This window comes from Azospirillum formosense (genome assembly GCF_040500525.1).
GTDB lineage: Bacteria > Pseudomonadota > Alphaproteobacteria > Azospirillales > Azospirillaceae > Azospirillum > Azospirillum formosense_A.
The window spans coordinates 531923-549843 of record NZ_CP159405.1 but is presented as its reverse complement, the minus strand read 5'-3'; the positions used below and the strand labels follow the sequence as shown (position 1 = coordinate 549843).

Annotated in this window: 19 protein-coding genes; 2 read left to right on the top strand and 17 right to left on the bottom strand. The window is 69.6% G+C overall.

Annotated elements, in window-relative coordinates; genetic code table 11:
- Positions 1–10: 10 nt before the first annotated feature.
- The 6 genes from ABVN73_RS26855 to ABVN73_RS26830 are packed head-to-tail and all read right to left on the bottom strand — an operon-like array spanning position 11 to position 5809.
- Positions 11–538 carry a flagellar protein FlgN gene (locus ABVN73_RS26855; protein ID WP_353861624.1) on the bottom strand — a complete coding sequence of 176 codons (528 nt, stop codon included), beginning with the start codon at positions 536–538 and terminating at the stop codon, positions 11–13.
- A complete protein-coding gene (locus ABVN73_RS26850; protein WP_353861623.1) occupies positions 535–843 on the bottom strand; it encodes a rod-binding protein in 309 nt (102 codons plus the stop codon). The genes ABVN73_RS26855 and ABVN73_RS26850 overlap by 4 nt, the downstream gene beginning before the upstream one ends.
- Before the next feature lie 25 nt (positions 844–868).
- Positions 869–2035 carry a flagellar basal body P-ring protein FlgI gene (locus tag ABVN73_RS26845; protein ID WP_353861622.1) on the bottom strand — a complete coding sequence of 389 codons (1167 nt, stop codon included), beginning with the start codon at positions 2033–2035 and terminating at the stop codon, positions 869–871.
- A 40-nt stretch (positions 2036–2075) separates the two neighbouring features.
- Complete coding sequence (locus tag ABVN73_RS26840) at positions 2076–3140, bottom strand: flagellin (RefSeq protein WP_353861621.1); 1065 nt, start codon at positions 3138–3140, stop codon at positions 2076–2078.
- 4 nt (positions 3141–3144) lie between these two features.
- Complete coding sequence (gene flgK, locus ABVN73_RS26835) at positions 3145–4542, bottom strand: flagellar hook-associated protein FlgK (RefSeq protein ID WP_353861620.1); 1398 nt, start codon at positions 4540–4542, stop codon at positions 3145–3147.
- 25 nt (positions 4543–4567) lie between these two features.
- Positions 4568–5809 (bottom strand): flagellar hook protein FlgE, encoded by a 1242-nt coding sequence (locus ABVN73_RS26830; protein WP_353861619.1) that lies wholly within the window; start codon positions 5807–5809, stop codon positions 4568–4570.
- A 311-nt stretch (positions 5810–6120) separates the two neighbouring features.
- On the opposite strand from ABVN73_RS26830, the gene ABVN73_RS26825 reads away from it, so the two are divergent.
- Positions 6121–6726, top strand: a complete 606-nt coding sequence (locus tag ABVN73_RS26825; protein WP_353861618.1) for a cold shock domain-containing protein — start codon at positions 6121–6123, stop codon at positions 6724–6726.
- A 75-nt stretch (positions 6727–6801) separates the two neighbouring features.
- On the opposite strand, the gene ABVN73_RS26820 is transcribed toward ABVN73_RS26825, so the two are convergent.
- On the bottom strand, positions 6802–7125 hold the full coding sequence (locus ABVN73_RS26820; RefSeq protein WP_014199685.1) for a hypothetical protein: 324 nt from the start codon (positions 7123–7125) through the stop codon (positions 6802–6804).
- Positions 7126–7253: 128 nt separating this feature from the next.
- On the bottom strand, positions 7254–8297 hold the full coding sequence (locus ABVN73_RS26815; protein ID WP_353861617.1) for a hypothetical protein: 1044 nt from the start codon (positions 8295–8297) through the stop codon (positions 7254–7256).
- A gap of 192 nt (positions 8298–8489) precedes the next feature.
- Between ABVN73_RS26815 and ABVN73_RS26810 the strand changes: the two genes are divergently transcribed.
- Positions 8490–8693, top strand: a complete 204-nt coding sequence (locus ABVN73_RS26810) for a hypothetical protein (RefSeq protein WP_353861616.1) — start codon at positions 8490–8492, stop codon at positions 8691–8693.
- 45 nt (positions 8694–8738) lie between these two features.
- Here the strand turns inward: ABVN73_RS26810 and ABVN73_RS26805 are convergent, their stop codons facing one another.
- The 9 genes from ABVN73_RS26805 to ABVN73_RS26765 form a co-directional block, all read right to left on the bottom strand.
- On the bottom strand, positions 8739–10937 hold the full coding sequence (locus ABVN73_RS26805) for a HAMP domain-containing methyl-accepting chemotaxis protein (protein WP_353861615.1): 2199 nt from the start codon (positions 10935–10937) through the stop codon (positions 8739–8741).
- An 83-nt stretch (positions 10938–11020) separates the two neighbouring features.
- A complete protein-coding gene (locus tag ABVN73_RS26800) occupies positions 11021–11698 on the bottom strand; it encodes a YjbE family putative metal transport protein (RefSeq protein ID WP_353861614.1) in 678 nt (225 codons plus the stop codon).
- 79 nt (positions 11699–11777) lie between these two features.
- On the bottom strand, positions 11778–13061 hold the full coding sequence (locus tag ABVN73_RS26795) for a TRAP transporter large permease (protein WP_174438785.1): 1284 nt from the start codon (positions 13059–13061) through the stop codon (positions 11778–11780).
- Positions 13052–13591: a TRAP transporter small permease gene (locus tag ABVN73_RS26790; protein WP_353861613.1), complete on the bottom strand. Its 540-nt coding sequence runs from the start codon at positions 13589–13591 to the stop codon at positions 13052–13054. Before ABVN73_RS26790 ends, ABVN73_RS26795 begins: the two co-directional genes overlap by 10 nt.
- 58 nt (positions 13592–13649) lie before the next feature.
- Complete coding sequence (locus ABVN73_RS26785) at positions 13650–14636, bottom strand: TRAP transporter substrate-binding protein (RefSeq protein WP_109072220.1); 987 nt, start codon at positions 14634–14636, stop codon at positions 13650–13652.
- Positions 14637–15065: 429 nt separating this feature from the next.
- Positions 15066–15824: a GntR family transcriptional regulator gene (locus ABVN73_RS26780; RefSeq protein WP_353861612.1), complete on the bottom strand. Its 759-nt coding sequence runs from the start codon at positions 15822–15824 to the stop codon at positions 15066–15068.
- Between the two features lie 74 nt (positions 15825–15898).
- Positions 15899–16585, bottom strand: a complete 687-nt coding sequence (locus ABVN73_RS26775) for a DMT family transporter (RefSeq protein WP_353861611.1) — start codon at positions 16583–16585, stop codon at positions 15899–15901.
- Between the two features lie 63 nt (positions 16586–16648).
- Positions 16649–16846, bottom strand: coding sequence for a hypothetical protein (locus ABVN73_RS26770; RefSeq protein ID WP_353861610.1), 198 nt, complete (start codon positions 16844–16846; stop codon positions 16649–16651).
- 147 nt (positions 16847–16993) lie between these two features.
- The gene (locus ABVN73_RS26765) at positions 16994–17911 is read right to left on the bottom strand and encodes a formate/nitrite transporter family protein (protein ID WP_353861609.1); all 918 of its coding nucleotides are present in this window, start codon (positions 17909–17911) and stop codon (positions 16994–16996) included.
- Between the last annotated feature and the right edge of the window lie 10 nt (positions 17912–17921).

The following is a 17921-nucleotide window of genomic DNA, read 5'->3' as shown; positions in this document are numbered from 1 at the left end:
AAAGTCCGGCCTACAGCTCGGCGTTCAGGCCCGACGCCGACAGCTCGACCGGGCGCACGGCGTGGCCGGAGGGGGCGTAGAGGCCGTCGCTGGCCGCCTTCTCCAACGCCACCAGGAGGCTGCGGTTGATCGACAGCACAGCCTTGCGCATGGCGACCAGCCCGGCCGCGTTGTCGTTGATGGCGCGGTCGAGCCGCTCCACCCGCTCCAGGATCATCGCGCGCAGGTCGTCGTTCAGCCGCAGCGTGCCCGACTGCGCCTGGGTCATGATGCCGCCCAGCCGGTCGGCCATAGCCTGCTTGCGCCGGGCGTAAACCTCCAGCCCCTCCAGTTCGCCGGCGGCGAGCGCCGCCGTCTCCTCGTCGAGCAGGATGCTCAGTTCCGCCACCGTGTCGAGGAACTCCATCATCACGACGGCGGTCAGTCCGTCGGCCAGCGCGGGCATCTCGGGCTCCGGCGCGGCGATGGCGATGGTGTCCTCGACCGGCTTGGCGTCGGGGGCGAATTCGCGGATCAGGTCTTTGAAACGGCGGCTCATCCCTTGGTTCCTTCGCTCGTCTGGCCGTAGAGGCGGGCCACATCGGCCTCGACCATGCGGCCGATCCCCAGCGTGCCGGCCTCGGCGATGGCCTTGCCGTATTCCTGGAGCATGAAGCCGCGCCATGTCCGCTCGCCCTGGCCCCCGCCGAAGGCGCTGCCGGTCTCCACCCCGGCGAACATGGATTCAAGCATCTGCCCGACCATCAGCGCCTCGAACTCCTGCCCGGCCTTCCGGGCGGCCGCGGGGTCGAGGGCGGCGGGTTTCGTGGTGGGGGCGGTCGTGGAAAGGGGAGGGATGTCCATCGCGTCGTCGTCCAGCCGGAGGGGATCAGATGATTTCCAGATCGGCGTGCAGGGCGCCCGCCGCCTTGATCGCCTGGAGGATGGCGACCATGTCGCGCGGCCCGACGCCCAGCGCGTTCAGCCCGTTGACGAGCTGCTGCAGGCTGACGTTGCCGCCGATGGTGACGAACTGGCGGCCGTTGCCCTCCTGCACCTGCACGTCGGTGCGCGGAACCACCACCGTCTGCCCGTCGGAGAAGGGCTGCGGCTGCGACACCTGGGGCGTCTCGACCACGCGGACCGTCAGGTTGCCCTGGGTGATGGCGACGCGGCTGATGCGCACGTCGTCGCCGATGACCACGGTGCCGCTGCGTTCGTCCACGACCACCCGCGCGATTCCGTCCGGGCGCACGGTGAGCTGCTCGATGTCGCCGATCAGCCGGGCGACCGCGCCGGTGTAGCGGGGCGGGATGCGCACGTCGACGGTGGTCGCGTCCAGCACATGGACGGCGCTGCCGCCCAGCCGCGCCGCCACCGCGTCGGCGATGCGGTTGGCGGTGGTGAAGTCGGGGTTGCGCAGCGCCATGCGGACCGCGGTCGTCTCGTCCAGCGCGAATTTCAGCTCGCGCTCGACGATGGCGCCGTTGGCGATGCGGGCGCTCGTCGGCACGCCCTTGGTCACGTTGGCGGCCACCCCGCCGGCCGAGAAACCGCTGACCGACAGCGACCCCTGGGCCACGGCGTAGGCCTGCCCGTCGGCGCCCAGCAGCGGCGTGACCAGCAGCGTCCCGCCGAGCAGGCTGGTGGCGTCGCCCAGCGCCGACACGGTGATGTCGATGGTCGTGCCCTGGCGGGCGAAGGGCGGCAGCGAGGCCGTGACCATCACCGCCGCGGCGTTGCGGGTGCGCAACACCTCGTCGCGGGTGTTGATGCCCAGCCGCTCCAGCATGCCCTTCAGGCTCTGCTCGGTGAAGGGCGTGTTGATCAGCCGGTCGCCCGAGCCGTTCAGCCCGACCACGAGGCCGTAGCCGATGAGCTGGTTGCGGCGCACCCCGTCGAAGGTGACGAGGTCCTTCACCCGTGTCTGGGCCAGCCCCTCGCCCGCCAGGGCGGCGACGCCCAGCAGGCAGGCCGCGGCCAGCGCGGCCACGCGGAGGGCTCGGCGGATCGGGCCATGCTTCGTCGGGCCGTGCTTCGTCGGGCGGTGCTTCATCAGACCGTCTTTCATCGTCCCGCAGGAAGGCCGCGCCGTCCTACAGGTAGTTGGCGAGGCTCATCCGGGCGATGCGGGCGGTGGCCGCCGCGGTCGCCTCGATCTGCACCTCGAGCTGGTTCATGCGCAGGCTCGCCTCCGCCGGATCGACGCTTTCCATCGCGTCGAGCTGATCGTTGAGGACGCGGAGCTGCGTCGTGTTCATCGCCGCGATGTCGTCGAGCTGCGCGCGGTGGATGCCGAGCTGCGCGGTGGCGTCGCGCACCCCCTCGATGCCACCCGACACCTTGGCGACCGCCGCCTCCATGTAGGGCTTGTAGGCGTCGAGCGGCAGCTGGCTGGTGTCGATGCTGGCCAGCATGTAGAGGCCCTGGAGCAGGTCGCGCATGGCCGGGTCGTTGCCCTGGATGCCGTAGGGGATCTCGGTCGTGCGGTCGAGCCGGGCGCTGAGGCGCGGCGCGGTCGAGGGCGCCCCCTGGTAGAACCCGCCCTCGAAGCCGAGCGGCGCGGCCGACGGCGTGGCGAACAGGTCGTCCAGAGCCGCCACGGCGGCCGCGGTCTCGGCGGGCGTCTGCGGCGACGCGGTGCCCCCGGTGGCCGCGGCGATGGTGTCCTGCACGATCTGGATGGGGGAGGGCAGGCCGGACTCGTCGCCCTGCACGGCGCGCATGGGGGCGGCCTTCACCTCCACCCCGCCGAACAGGTAGCCGTTGCCGGAGGAGGCGTTGAGCATCCCCACCACCTGCTCCAGCATGGCGCGCGCCCGCACCTGGAGCGAACTGCCGGTGGGCGAGGGCTGTCCCAGACCGACCGAGGCGGCGGCCAGGACGTCCTGCCCGGCGGACAGGATGTTGGTCAGCGCGCTGTCCATGGTGCCCAGCCGGCCCTGCAGCAGGGCGGTGGATTTCAGCGTCTGCTCGGTCTCGTCATAGAGGTTGCGCAGCGCGATCGCCTGCCCGGTGCGCGCGCCCAGCGCCTTGGCGACGTCGAAGTGCTTGCCGCTGGCGATCTCGTCGTTGTTGCGCAGCCGTTCGAGTTGAAGCTCGGTGTTGGCGGTCTGCAGGCGCTTGCTAAGGCCGAGGGTGGAGACGGCGTTGTAGAGCATGGCGTCAGTTCCGGATCTGGAGCAGCGTGTCGAGCATCCGCCCGGCGGCCTGGAGCACCTGGGCGCTGGCGCCGTAGCTCTGCTCGATCAGCAGCAGCTTCTGCATTTCGTCGTCGACGTTCACGCCGTCTCGGTTGAGCCGCGCCGATTGCAGCGCGTCGGCGCTGATCTTGCGGGTCTTCATCTCGGACTCGGCGGTGGTGCGGTAGCCCTGCTGGGTCGAGACCATGCCGGTGGCGTAGTCGCCCAGCGTGGCCGAGGAGGGCAGGTCCGCCGCGGCGAAGCTGCGGGTGGTGGAAAAGGCGTTGAGGAATCGGTCGATCTGCGTGGTGTCGCCCGACGCCAGCGGGGCGCCCGCCTGGACGCCGCTCTGCACCTTCCAGGGGTTGCCGCGCACGCTGCCGTTGACGGCGATGCGCGAGGCCAGCCCTTCCGTCGTGCCGTAGGCGGCGCCGGCGTCGGTGAACAGGCCCGGCTGGGTGGGGTCGGCCTCCGCCGCCTGGAACTGCTGGACGATGCCCGCCGCCAGCTCGTCGAGCTGGGCCAGCGCCCGCGGCATGTCCTGGTGGGCGGTCTGGACGTAGCCCATGATGCGCCCGCTCTGGATGTCCTGGTCCGGGTGGTCGGAGATGATCTTGCCGCCGGCCACCAGATCGCCGCCGACGACCTGAAGCGGCTGGGCACCCATGGGAAGCTCGCGGTCGAGGAGCGTTTGGCCGTTGCGCGTCATCACTACTACCTCTCCGCTCTCACGGGTGTGGGTGCGGATGCCGATCTCGTTCGACACCTGATCGAGCAGCCGGTCGCGCTCGTCCATCAGATCGCCGGTCTCGGCGCCCTTGGCCTTCTGGGTGGCAATGGCGCTGTTCAGCTCCCCGATGCGGACGAGCGAGCGGTTGACCTCGTCGACGGAGGATTGCAGCCGCGCCTTGGCGTCGTTCCGCACGGTGATGGCGGCGGCGGCGGTGTCGTGCAGGCGGCGCACCAGCGATTCCGCGGAATCCACCACGGCGGTGCGCGCCGCCTCGTTGTCCGCCTGGTTGCGGAGCTGGCTGAAGGACTGCTGGAGCTTCGCCAGCGCGGTGGAGACGGACCGCTCGTCCTGCGGCTGGCCCAGCGCCGTGGCGTAGTCGGCCAGCGCCGAGGCGCGGGTTTCCTGCGCGGTGTAGCGGCTCTGCTCGAACCGGGCGTCGCGGATCAGGAACTCGTCCACGCTGCGCAGCACGCCGTCGACGCGCACGCCCTGGCCGCGCCCGCCGCTGATCGCGGTGGAGACGGCCAGATCCTTGCGGACGAAGCCCGCGGTGGTGGCGTTGGTGATGTTGTGCGAGACCAGCGCGGCTTGCTGCTGGGTCGCGCGCAGCCCGGACAGGGCGGCGCTGAGGGCCAGTTGGAGGCTCATGGCGGGCTATCCCCTTTCCCGTCCGTCAGCGCTTCAGGCGGGTGGTCTCGTCCACCATCTCGTCGGCGGTGCGCACCAGCGTGGCGTTCGAGGAATAGGCGCGCTGCGTCTCGATCAGCGACACCAGCTCCTCGGCGATGTCGACGTTCGACTGTTCCAGCGCATAGCCGGCGACCGAACCGGCGGTGCCGCTGTTGCCGTTGCTCAGCGTCATCGTGCCGCTGTCGATGCCCAGCGTGTAGGTGTTGCCGTCCTGCGGGACCAGACCGCCGGGGTTGACCACGTCGGCGACCGGCACCTGGTAGAGCGGCTGGCGGGCGCCGTTGTCGTAGACGGCCCACAGCGTGCCCGCCTTGTCGACGTCCACCGTGCTGACGCGGCCGGCGCGGGCGCCGTCGCCCATGAATTGCGGCACGTAATCGCCGTTGAGCTGCGTCAGGTTGCCGATGGACAGCTTGATCGTATCGGGCGTCGGGTTGGCCGGCGAGGTCAGCGTGATCTGCGGCAGCGCGCCGGTCGGCAGACCGGAGGAGTCGCCGCTGGCGGCGAATGAGATCGTGGTGGTCGGAAGGTCGGCGGTGTAGCCGGGAGGCGGCGTGACCGTCAGCCTCCATTCGTTGGGATCGGTTGGGTTCCCGGTTTTCTGCCAGCTCAGCTTGACCTCGAGCGGGTTGCCGAGGCCGTCATAAAGCGACGTGGAGGTGTCGAAGCTGGAGCTGCCGTCAGACTGCGCCGGCAGGTTGCCGGCGAAGCTCATCTGCGTCGTCTTGCTGCCGCCGTAGGCCAGGCCGGCGATGGAGACGGCGCTCAGCCCGTCGAAGCTGCTGCGGTTCACCGCGGGCAGGCTGCCGTCGGGACCCAGCTTCCAGGCCTGGAGATACTGGCCGGCGCTGTTGCGCAGGAAACCCTGGTCGTCCGGCAGGAAGCTGCCGGCGCGGGTCAGCGCGTAGCCCGACGAGGACCCCGTGTTGCCCGCGTTGTCGGCGACGACGAAGAAGCCGCGCCCCTCGATGGCCAAGTCGGTGGCGGACTGGGTGCCCTGGATGGTCCCGTCCTTCAACACCTCATAATGCACGTTGGAGCGCACACCGCCCGCAGAGTAGTTGCTCGTGGATCCGGAGGAGGTCATCAGCGTCGAGAAGTCCACCGCGGCGCGCTTGTAGCCGATGGTGGCGGAGTTGCTGATGTTGTCCGAAATGGCGGCCATCCGCGAGCTTTGCGCGGACATCCCGCTCACACCGGACCGCATGGCGCTGAACAGGCTCATCGGGAGATCCTCATCTCAATTCGGTTGGACCGGAAGCGAGCCACGGGATTCTCCGCGATGGACTTCGGAAGGGAGAGTACAGGGCGGCTTTTAAAGCGGATTTAAAGAGCGTTTTCAGGCGTTTACTTAAAATTTTCCGCTCTTTTGCGGTGGCCGCCGGCTGGAGCGGTGGCCGGATGCGCGGTCTCGCCCATGGGACAAGAGTGAAATCGAGGTGCGATTGCGGGGGCGGCGAACGGATGCCGCATTGCGCGGATCGCCAAATCCGGTCACTGTTGGACCGGTTGTCCTCCATGCATCGAGTGTCCAGAGTGAGCGAAGAGCAAAAGCAGCAGGTTACGGCGGTCGTCAAATGGTACAAGGCCGACAAGGGCTTCGGCTTCGTCCGCTTCGCCGACGGAAGCGGTGAGGCGTTTCTGCATTCCCGGGTTCTCGCCTCGCTGGGCGAGGTGTCGCTGACCGAGGGCACCGGCCTCGTCTGCGACATCGCCGAAACCCCGAAGGGGCCGCAGGTCGTGGCCATCCATTCCATCACCCCCGCCGACCCGGCGGAGGCCAAGCCGGCCCGCGCGCCCAAGCAGCGCCGCCAGCGTCAGGCCGAGGCCGGCGATCCCCAGGCGCCCCGTCCCGCCCCGGCCGCCGTCCGCGAACCCAAGCCGCGGCGCGAGCGGTCGGCCCCGGCCCTGATGCCGGTGCCCTCGGGCGAGATGATCTACGGCACCGTGCGCTGGTACAATCTGGACAGCCAGTCCGGCCTGATCGACCCGTGGGACGACGAGACGGGCATCGGCGTCTATTTCGACCGCGCGATCCTGCGCCAGTCCGGGCTTGAGGTTGTGGCCGACGGCGAGGACGTGCGTTTCGTCGCCGTGCCGGGCGACGGCGGCCCGACGGCGCTGCGCGTCGAGCTGGTCTGAGCAAACGGGAGGCCGCCGCCGTCGGGTTCTCCACCCGGCGGCGGCGGCCTCACAGCGGACCCTGGTCTGACGCGATCAGCGGGGCGTGAAGGACCGCGAGGGGCGGCGTTCCACCACAACCGGCGGGCGCTGGTCCATGCCGCCGGAGGGGCGGGACGGGTAGTGGCCGCGGGATTCGGAGGAGTCCATCCGCCCGGCGGCCTCGCGCACCTCGAAGATGCGGCGTTCGACCGGCAGGCTCTCCGCCAGGACGATGACGGTGTTGAGCGAGATCCGGTCGATCGCCGGTTCCATCCGGTCGGCGCGCAGCCGGCCCGCCTGAACAAGTTCCTCCACCTCGGCTTCCGAGCACTTCAGCCAGGCCGCCGCCTCGGCGATGGAGAGTGACTGGTCGCGCATCGAAGAAGCTCCAAGACTGGGGTGGGACAGGAAACCGGGTTGCCAATAGGGGTGTACCCGATTTCCGCGCCGAACAACAGGGTGGCGAAGGGGCGTCCCGCCACAAGACGCCCGGAAGACGCCTCTTTTTACTCCTTGGTGACGGTCCGGCAGCGCTGCTGGAGCAGGGCGACGGCCTGGGCGGCCTCGTCGCCCTGCAGGGTGAAGGCCCGCTCGTCCAGCAGCCGTCCGTCGGCGTTGAAGGCGCGGACGAACAGGCCGTGCGCGGTGCTGGTCACCACGGCGTCCACCACCGCGTCCGCCGTCTCGTCGCTCGCCACGTCGATGAAGGAGGCGAGCTCCGCCAGTTCGCCGCCGTCCGTCCAATCGGCTTCGGCGATCAGGTCCAGAAGGTCGTTCAGCCCGCCGGCCGGCTCGCAGCGCTGGACGCGCGGGTCGGCGCCCTGGATCGCCGCCGTGAAGCGGGTCAGCGCCTCGCGGATGCGGGTTTCCTCGGCGGGGTCGAGTTCGGGTTCGCCGTCCTCGCCGATGCGGGCGAGGCCGAGGAAATCGGGAACCGCGTCCTCGCCGGCCGTCTCGACGGCTTCCGCCTCCTCCTCGATCAGGCCGACGACGCCGACCAGACGGGTGCCGGCGTCCGCCGGATCGGCCAGCAGATCGGCCTCGCGGACGAAGCGCAGCGCCGCGTCGGTCGAATCCAGCAGGCGCAGCAGCAGGGTGCGGCGGTCGGCGGCCTCCAGATAGACCAGCGCCTCCGGCTCCAGCCAGACCGGCAGCAGGCGGGTGTCGGCGGCGGTTTCCAGCAGGCCGGTGGAATCCAGCGCCTCTTCGATGGCCGCCGCCGCGGGCGGCTGCGACAGGTCGCCGGACACCTCCACCGCCAGCCAGAAGAGGGTGGCGATCATGTCGTCGCCCTGGGAGTCGGTGCGGCGGACGGATTCGGCGATGGTCTCCACCTCGTCGAGGAACTCCGGCTGTTCCTCCTCGCGCAGCTTTTCCAGAGCGGCTTCCAGCACCGCTTGGCGGCCCGCGTCCAGCGTCTCGTCGAGCAGTTCGTCGAAGCGGCGGTCGCTGTTGCGCCAATAGCGGACCAGGCGGTCCGCCGGCGTGCCCGTGAAGGTTCCGGTGGCCGGCTTGCCTGCGCCGTTCCGCCCGTTGCCTGTCTTTGCCATGCTGCCTCTCCTGACTGGTCCGCCGGCGCCGTCGGGCGCGGGGGTGACGATACGGGCAGTGACCGTAGTGGCCGCAGGGCGTGCTGGCAAGCCGCCTGTCAAGCCGTCCTCTTCCGCTTTCAGGGCACTCGACAGCGGCGCCCGTCCTGCGGCAGGCTGGGGCCCGCAACCAAAAGCCGGAGGGCAGGGCCCGTGACGACGCGCGATGAGACGGAGACCCTGTTGGCGGAGCTTCGCCAGGGCTTCGGGGTGGCTTCGAACAGCGAGCTGCTGCACCTGCTCGCCGCCCTGGGGCGGGTCGTGCTGGACGAATCCAGCCGCGACGAGCGTGGCCGCCGCGTGCTGAAAATCATCGGCAAGGGCGGGCGCGAACGCCAGATCGTGATTTCGCAGTAAGGGGGGGCGCCCCTCCCCGCGACGGTGCGGGGAAGGGCGTTCCCGTCAGCTCGCGCGGACGCGCTGGAGGAAGCCGGACAGCTCGCGGTTGAGCGCGTTGGCGCCGTCGGCGAGGTCGTGGGCCTTGTCCAGGAGAGTGCGGGCGGCGGTGCCGCTGCGGTCGGCGGCGGCGTTGACGCCGGCGATGGTCTGCGTCACCTCGGTGGTGCCCAGCGCCGCCTGATGGACGTTGCGGGCGATCTCCTTGGTCGCGGCGCTCTGCTCCTCCACCGCCGCGGCGACGGTGGCGCCGATGGCGCCGACGCGGGTGACCACCTGCACGACCGCCTGGATCTCCTGCACGGCTTCGCCGGTGGCGCTCTGGATGCCGGCGGCCTGGGCGGCGATCTCGCCGGTGGCGCGCGCGGTCTGGGCGGCCAGCGCCTTCACCTCGTTGGCGACGACGGCGAAGCCCTTGCCGGCTTCACCGGCGCGCGCCGCCTCGATGGTGGCGTTGAGCGCCAGCAGGTTGGTCTGGCTGGCGATGTCGTTGATGAGATCGACGACGCGCCCGATGCTCTGCACGGAGTCCGCCAGGCCGCCGATCTGCCCGTTGGCGCGCTCGGCCAGCGTCATCGCCTCGCGGACGATGTTGGTGGATTCGGTGATCTGGCGGGTGATCTCCTCGATGGAGCTGGTGAGCTGCTCGGACGCCGCGGCGACCGTCTCCACGTTGGCCGAGGTCTGCTCGGTCGCGGCGGCGACGCTGGTGGCGAGGCGGTTGGTCTCCTCCGCCGTGGCCGACATGCTGCGGGCGCTCTCCTCCATTTCGGTGGATTCCGCCACGAAGCGGCTGACCACGCTGCCGACGGCCCCCTCGAAGCTGCTGGCGATCTCCTCCAGGGAGCGCTTGCGGTCCTCCTCGGCGCGGCGGGAGGATTCGATCTGCTCGGCCTCCAGCCGGCGCTTGGCGAGGGCGTTCTCGCGGAAGACCTCCACCGTGCGGGCCATGGCGGAAATCTCGTCGCGGCCGCCGGACGGGATGGTCACGTCGAGATCGCCGGCGGCGATCTTCTCCATCCCGCCCTGAAGGGTGAGCAGGCGGCGCACCACCATGCGGCGCACGAAGACCAGGACGACCAGCGCCGACAGCAGCAGGCTGACCACGCCGACCCCGATCTGCAGGATCGTGCCGTTGGACAGGGCCTTTTCGCTGTCCTCGGCGGCGGTGGTGATGGCGCCCTCCTGCGTGTGCACGAGGTTGACCACGGCCATCGACAGCGTTTCGGACAGGCTGAGGTTGTTGGTCAGCAGGTCCCGCTGAGCCTTCAGGATCTCTAGCTCGGCCAGACGGGTGGGAATCAGCCCGTTCGGCTCGATCGAAAGGGTTTCGATCGCCTTCAGCGGCTCGGCCATCGCTTCGCGCGACGCCTCGGGCAACTGGCTGGAACTGGCGGTCATCGTGGTCACGAGGATGCGCGTCTGCGCCTCGATGATCGACAGCCGGTTTTCGTCGACGCTGGCGGCGGCTTCGGTCAGCAGGCCGCGGACGGTGGTGGCGCCGTCGTCGATGCTGCGGACGAGGGTGAGCTGTTCCTCGGTCCGGAGATACTCCTCGCCGGCCTGCAGCCGCTCCTCCGCCGGGCGGGTGTCGTCCCGGAAGGCGGCGCGCTGCATGTCCACGCCGCTGCTGTGGATCGATTTCCAGGGCGCCACGAGCTGGGACAGGCGCCGCGTGGCGGTGACCACCTGCTCCAGCAGTTCGGAACGGCGGTCGCTCAGCCCGATCCGCTTGTCCGCCGCCTGATCGAGCAGCGTGACGTTGGCGAGCAGGGCCTGGGCGGCGCTGCTGGCGGCGGCGGTTTCGGACGGACCGCCGCCGCGGGACGCGGCGTTGGCGCTGTTCTGCTCAAGCTCGGCCAGATCGCGCAGCTCACGCTCGAAGTCGTGCCGCTCCATGGCGATGCGCGCCGCCAGATCCGCCTTCTCCTCCTTGCTCGTGACGGAGCGGAAGGCCGGCGCCAGCGCGTCGATGCGGCCCGCGTGCTGGGCGGCCCGCAGGGCGCCGAGCGCGGACGGCACGGCCTCCGCGGTGATCACCTGCAGCGTCCGGCCGAAGCCGGCGTACCCGGTCAACGCCACCCCGATGGCGACGAGCGTGCAGCACACCACGGCGCCGACACCGGTGAACAGGCGCCCCTGAACGCCCCCCAGCCGGCTCGGACGCACCGCCCTATCCTGGGCAATTCCTAACGGTTTGGACATGTCATCTCTTCCCCAACGGCGGTCTTGCTTCTCGTTGGCGCCGCCGCACGCCGTCCGCGGCAGGCCTTATCCCTTTCTTCCCGTCAGCCGAGCCAGGCCGTGTGGGCCAGAACCTCGTTCGAGCCCCGCCAGACCATGTCGAGCGCAACATAAGTGATGATCGCAAGACCGATCCAACCAATCCAGCGATGTTTGTGCAGAACACGTGCGATTACGTTCGCGGCGGCGCCCATCAACGCCACCGAGAGCAGCAGGCCGAGCACAAGCACGGTCGGATGCTCTTTGGCAGCACCGGCCACCGCAAGCACATTGTCAAGCGACATCGACACGTCGGCCACCACGATCTGCCAGACGGCGGCTCCTACGGAGACGCTGCCGGCGGCGGCCACCGCCGCGTTGCTGCTGAAGGATGCGGTTCCGGGCAGGACGTCGGGGGCGTCCAGCGCCTCCTCCGGCGTGATCTCGTCGGCGCCCTGGGAGCGCAGCTCGCGGAACATCTTCCAGCAGACCCAGAGCAGAAGCACGCCGCCGGCCAGCGTCAATCCGATGATGGCGAGAAGCTGCGTGGTCATCAGGGCGAAGATGATGCGCAGGACGATGGCGGCGCTGATGCCCCACAGGATGACCCGGCGCCGCTGCTCCGCCGGGACGGCGGCGGCGGCCATGCCGACCACGATGGCGTTGTCGCCGGCCAGAACGAGGTCGATGGCGACCACCTGCCCGAAGGCGACGAGTTGCGGCCAGAGTTCGGCGGTCATCATGATTCGTCTCCATTGCAGCGGGGCGCCCGATGATCGGAGCGCCCCGCGGTATCCTTGCTGTGCGGTTGGGGGCGCCCGGTCAGCGCATGAGCATGTGCGGGAGCCAGAGGGAGAAGGACGGGACGTAGGTGACGAGGAGGAGGGCGAGGAAGAGCGCGCCGTAGAAGGGGGTGATGGAGCGCATGACCTGGCCGACCGAGACCTCGCCGATGGCGCAGCCGATGAACTGGGTGGTGCCGACCGGCGGGGTGTTGAGACCGAGCGCGCAGTTGATCAGCATGACGATGCCGAACTGCACCGGGTCCATGCCGTACTGCATGGCGATGGGCAGGAAGATCGGCGTGCAGATCAGGATCGTGCTCGCCATGTCCATGAAGGTGCCGAGCAGGAACAGGATGATGTTGATCAGCAGGAAGATGACCAGCGGGTTGGTCGAGATGCCGGCCATCAGCTCGCCGGTGATCTCCGCCACCTGATACAGCCCCATGATGTACTGGAACATCGTCGAGACGCCGATCAGCAGCAGGACCACGCCGGTCGTCTTGACCGTCTTGGCGGCCGCCGCCAGGAAGTGGTCCCAGGTCAGCGTGCGGTAGACGAAGGTGGTGAGCAGCAGCGCGTAGATCACCGCGATGGAGGCGGACTCGGTGGCGGTGAAGACGCCCGAGGTGATGCCGGCCAGGATGATCACGACGATGAGCAGACCGGGGGCGGCGGCGGCGAAGGAGCGGCCCAGGATCGACCAGCCGGGGAAGGTGCCGGCGGGGTAGCCGCGCTTGACCGCGACGTAGTAGGCCGCACCCAGGTTGCAGACCATCAGCAGCAGGGCCGGGACGATGCCCGCGGCGATCAGCGCGCCGATGGAGGCTTTGCCGCCGGCGGCCAGGGCGTAGATGATCATGTTGTGGCTGGTCGGCATCAGCGCGCCGACCAGGGCGGCGTGGGTGGTGACGTTGACGGCGTAGTCGGCGTGGTAGCCCTCGCGCTTCATCATCGGGATCATCACCGCACCCATGGCCGAGACGTCGGCGACGGGGGAGCCGGCGACGCCGCCGAAGAGGGTGCAGGCGACGACGTTGGACATGCCCAGGCCGCCGCGGATGTGGCCGACCATGTTCTTGGCGGTGGCGACGATCTTGTCGGCGACGCCGCCGTGGAGCATCAGCTCGCCGGAGAAGACGAAGAAGGGGATGGCGAGGAAGGAGAAGACGTTCATGCCGGACATCATCTGCTGGAAGATGACGGCGACGGGGAGGCCCTCGTAGAGGATGGTGCACAGAGCCGACAGGCCGATGGCGAAGGCGACCGGGATGCCCAGGACGAGGAAGCCGAAGAAGCTGATGGAAAGGATGGTCAGTTCCATGATGGTGCGACCTCCTCGCCGCGGATGATGGCGACGACGTGTTCGATGGCGAAAAGCACGATCAGGACGCCGGAGAGCACGAGCGGGATGTAGCGGACGGCTTCGGAGACGTGCAGGTTGGGGATGTAGTAGGGGGCGACGGAGGTGCCGAGCACCCAGCCGTTGTAGGCCATGCAGGCGCCAAACACGCCGACGAGGGCGTAGATGACGATCTCGACCTTGCGGCGGATGGCGTCGGGCAGCATGACGAGGAAGGATTCCAGGCCGATGTGGCCGGCGTCGCGCACCCCGACGGCGGCGCCGATGAGGGTGACGTAGAGGACCAGCACGATGGCCAGGCTCTCCGCCCAGGTCGGCGAGTCGTTCAGCACGTAGCGGCCGAAGACCTGATAGAACACCACACCGACGATGGCCATCAGGCCGACCATCGCCACGCACATCCCCGACCGCGCCAGCCGCGCGTTCACCCGCGTCAGCAGGCGCGGAGCGGCGAGGGGGCGGGCCTCTTCCAATTCAAGTTCGATGCTCATGATGCCGTCCTTCCCGCGGGGGGCGGCGCCGGCCCTTGGCCGGCGCCGCGACCGCGCCTTACTTCGTGTCCTGGATGCGCTGGACGAGGCCTTGGAGCTTCGGCGTGTTGGCGAACTTGGCGAACACGGGCTTCATGGCGTCGATGAATTCCTGCTTGTTCTTCACGTCGCTGATCTGGGAGCCGGCCTTCTCGACGATGGCGCGGGAGGCCTCCTCGCGCTCCGTCCACAGCTTGCGCATGTAGGGGACGGAGTCCTTGGCGGCCTTGCGGATCGCGGCCTGGTCGTCCTTGGACAGGCGGTCCCAGGTCACCTTGGAGAAGACCAGCACCTCCGGCGCCATCGCGTGCTCGGTGCGGGTGAAATACTTGGCGGCCTCGAAGTGGCGCGAGGATTCGTAGGACGGGTAGTTGTTCTCCGCCGCGTCGATGATGCCGGTCTTCAGGCCGGTGTAGACCTCGCCCATCGGCATCGGCGTCGGATTGGCGCCCAGCGCCTCGATCATCGACACGAACAGGTCCGACTGCTGGACGCGGATCTTCATGCCCTTCAGGTCGGCCAGCGACGACACCGGCTTCTTCGAATAGAGCGAGCGCGAGCCGCTGTCGTAGAAGGCCAGGCCGATCAGCCCCTGGCTTTCCATGGCGGCGAGGATCTCGTCGCCGATCGGGCCGTCCAGGACGGCGTGCATGTGGTCGGTGTCGCGGAAGATGAAGGGCAGGGCGACGACCATCGTCTCCGGGACGACGTTGTTCAGCGGCGCCACGTTGATGCGCATCATGTCGAGGCCGCCGATCTTGATCTGCTCGATCGTGTCGCGCTCGTTGCCGAGCGCGCCGTTCGGGTAGACCTTGACGCCGAGCTTGCCGTTGCTGCGTTCGCTCAGCAGCTTGCCCATGTATTTGACCGCCTCGACGGTCGGGTAGTCGCCGGGATGGATGTCGGCCGACCGGAAGTCGCGGGCCGAGACCGGGGCGGCGAGCAGCGCGCCGGCGGCGCAGGCGGCCAGCAGCGCCATGCCGAGGCGGCGGAAGGTGTTCTTCATGGACCGTACTCCTGCCTTAGGAGAAGTGCCTGTTGGAGCGGAGGCGGGACGTCGGCCCGCCGAAAATGGACGAACGAATAGTTCCAGCGTTCGGAAGAAGCCCCGGCTGTCCGGCTCTGCGCCTCGAATAACAGCGCTGCGAAGGCGGGGGCAAAAAATAATCCCGAAGGGGATGAGGGCGCAAAATCCCGGCGCCATCGGCGCGTGCCGACGGGGGTGAAGCTGGGCGTTACTTGTCCTTTGTTCCGAAGCGCCCGCGGTGTTCTTCCGCGCGGCTGCCCTGATGTTGTCCGGTGAACGGGCGGCGCCGGTTGTTCACGTCCGCGCGCTGTCCCGTCGTGCTAGTTATATTAATATATCAGCTTTCGAGGCAAGCACAAAACGGGGGTCGGAAAGCGCGACGCCAAAATGTCGCAAGCCGATTGGGGATTAAAGCCGGGACGGGGTTTGACGCCCCGCGGCGGTGGGCGCGTCGGTGAAGTAAAGCGGTGCGGCGGCCCGCAAATCGTCGATCGCCAAGCGCAGCTCGTCGAGATGGGCGCCGAGCGCCCGGACGCTCGCTTCGCGGTCGTGGGCGGCGATGGCCTCGACGATGGCGTCGTGCTCGGCGATGGCCTTGGCCATCTGTCCGGGGACGGGCAGGGTCAGGCGGCGGCAGCGGTCGACCTGCACCTTCACCTGCTCCACCAGCGTCCAGAAACCAGGGAATCCGGCGACCTCGGCGAGCAGGGCGTGGAAGCTCTCGTCGGCTTCGTGGAAGCCGTCGCGGTCGCCGGCGGCGCAGAGGTCGCGCTGCGCCCCCAGCGCGGCGCGCAGCCGGGCGATGTCGCTGGCGGTGGCGCGGACGGCGGCCATCCGCACCGCGGCCTCCTCCAGCGCCTTGCGGATCACCCCGGCCTCCGGCAGGGCGGCGACCGGGATCAGCGAGACGTAGGTGCCCGACTGCGGAAAGACGTCGATCAGCCCCTCGTCGGCCAGCCGCAGCACCGCCTCGTGCACGGGGGTGCGGCTGACGCCGTAGGACGCGGCGATGCGGGCCTCGGCGATGGGCTCGCCGGGTCGTCGGCGCATGCCCAGGATGTCGTTCCGCAGGTCGCGGTAGATGAGGGAGGCGGAGCGCGGGGCGGGACGGGGTGCCGCCAGCCGGCGCTGACGCGGCGGGGCGGCGGTGAGGGAGTCCGATGGCATGAGCCACCTCGTCGGGCGGGCGGGGCGCGCGGGCGTGGGCCGGAGCCCCGCAGGAAATCATGAAAGCTAATATATTAGTGTTTGCGGCCGGTGCTGAGGGGCAAAGTTCGGGACATGCCGGGCGAAGTGTCGCACGTCTCCGCGCCGGAGCGGCGGCGCGTCTCGCGGATCAGGATCAGCAGGCCGCTGGCGATGACGATGGCGGCCCCGGCCAGCACATGGGTTCCCGGCCAGTCGCTCCAGAACAGCCAGCCGAACAGGCAGGCCCAGAGGATGCCGGCGTAGTTGAACGGGCTGATGACCGCCGCCGGGGCCAGGGCGTAGGCGCGGGTGGCGAAATATTGCGCCGCCCCGCCGACCAGCCCCATCGCCGCCATCAGCGCGAAGCCCTCCGCCGTCGGCATCGTCCAGACGAAGGGCAGGGCGACGGCGCTGAGCAGCGTGGAAAAGGCGGTGAAGTAGAAGACGGTGGTGACCGGCGCCTCCGTCCGCCCCAGCTGCCGCATCGCCATCATGGCGAAGGCGTAGGCGACGGCGGCGCTCAGCCCGACCAGCGCGCCGGTGTTCAGCATGGCGCTTCCCGGCTGCACGATGACCAGCACCCCGGCGAAACCCACCGCCACCGCCCCCCAGCGGTAGGGGCCGACCCGCTCCCCCAGCACCGGCACGGACAGCGCGGTCAGGAACAGCGGCGCGGAGAAGGACAGCGCCACCGCGTCGGCCATCGGCATCAGGTGATAGGAGAGGAACAGCAGGACCATGGAGGTCAGGCCGATCGCCGCCCGCCAGAAATGGCCGCCCAGATGCTCCGTGCGCAGGCTGCGCTAGCCGCCGGCGCGGGCCAGCATAGCGGTGGCGGGCAGCAGGGCGAAGGCGTTGCGGAAGAAGGTCACCTCGGCCAGCGGATAGTTCGCCGCGAGATGCTTCGCCAGCGCGTTCAGCACCGCGTAGAGGAACACCGCCAGCAGCATGGAGACGATGCCGCTGCGCGCCTGGAGATGGGTGGGGATGGGCTGGGCCATGGTTGCCCTGCGGGGTGAGGGAATGGGTTGACCTTGCCCCCACCCCGGCCCTCCCCCGTTGGGCGGGGGAGGGTGCCTTCTGCAAGCCGCGGCAGTCCCCTCCCCTGCGAAGCGGGGGAGGGTTAGGGAGGGGGCAAGCGCCGCCGTTCAATGCGCCGTGCGGCGGCTCGGGCGGCGGTAGATGAACCAGTAGACGGCGCCGACCAGCACCGCGCCTCCGAACCAGTTGCCCAGAGTCACCGCGGCGAGGTTCAGCAGGAACTGCCCGACCGGGATCACCGGCGCGGCGCGGCCCAGGTCGGCCCAGAAGGAGGCCGGGGCGCCCCACTCGATGAGCAGGCCCAGCGGCACGAAGTACATGTTGGCGACGCAGTGCTCGAACCCGGCGGCGACGAAGGCGCTGACCGGGAAGACGATGGCCAGGATCTTGTCGGTCACGCTGCGCGCGCCGAGCGCCAGCCACACCGCCAGACAGACCAGCACGTTGCACAGGATGCCAAGAAAGAAGGCCTGTCCGGCGGGCAAACCCGCCTTGGCGGTGGCGAAGTAGAGCGCCGAGGCGCCCACCGCCCCGTGGCCGAAGGCGTATTGCCCGGACAGGAACACCAGCAGCGCCGTGCCGGCGGCGCCGACGAAGTTGCCCAGCCACACCATGGTCCAGACCTGGAGCATCCGTCCGGTCTTCACCCGCCCGCTCGCCCAGGCCATGACCATCAGCGCGTCGCCGGTGAAGAGCTGCGCGCCGCCGACGATGACCAGGATCAGCCCCAGCGAGAAGACCAGGCCGCCGAGCAGCCGGGTCACCCCGTAGGGCAGCATGCCCTCCGCCCCCGACATGGCGACGGTGGCGAACAGCCCGCCCAGGGCGATGAAGGCGCCGGCCAGGACGGCCAGGGCGAACAGCGTCGCGGCGTCGTAGTTGGCCTTCTTGACGCCCAGATTCTCCGCCGCGACCGCGATGGCGTCGGGCATCAGCGCGTCGAGGGACGACACGGGCGGGGCAATGGCCGGGGAGATGGCCGGGGAGGCGTGCGGGGTGGCCTCCGGAAGGGAATGCGTGTCCATGACGGTGCTC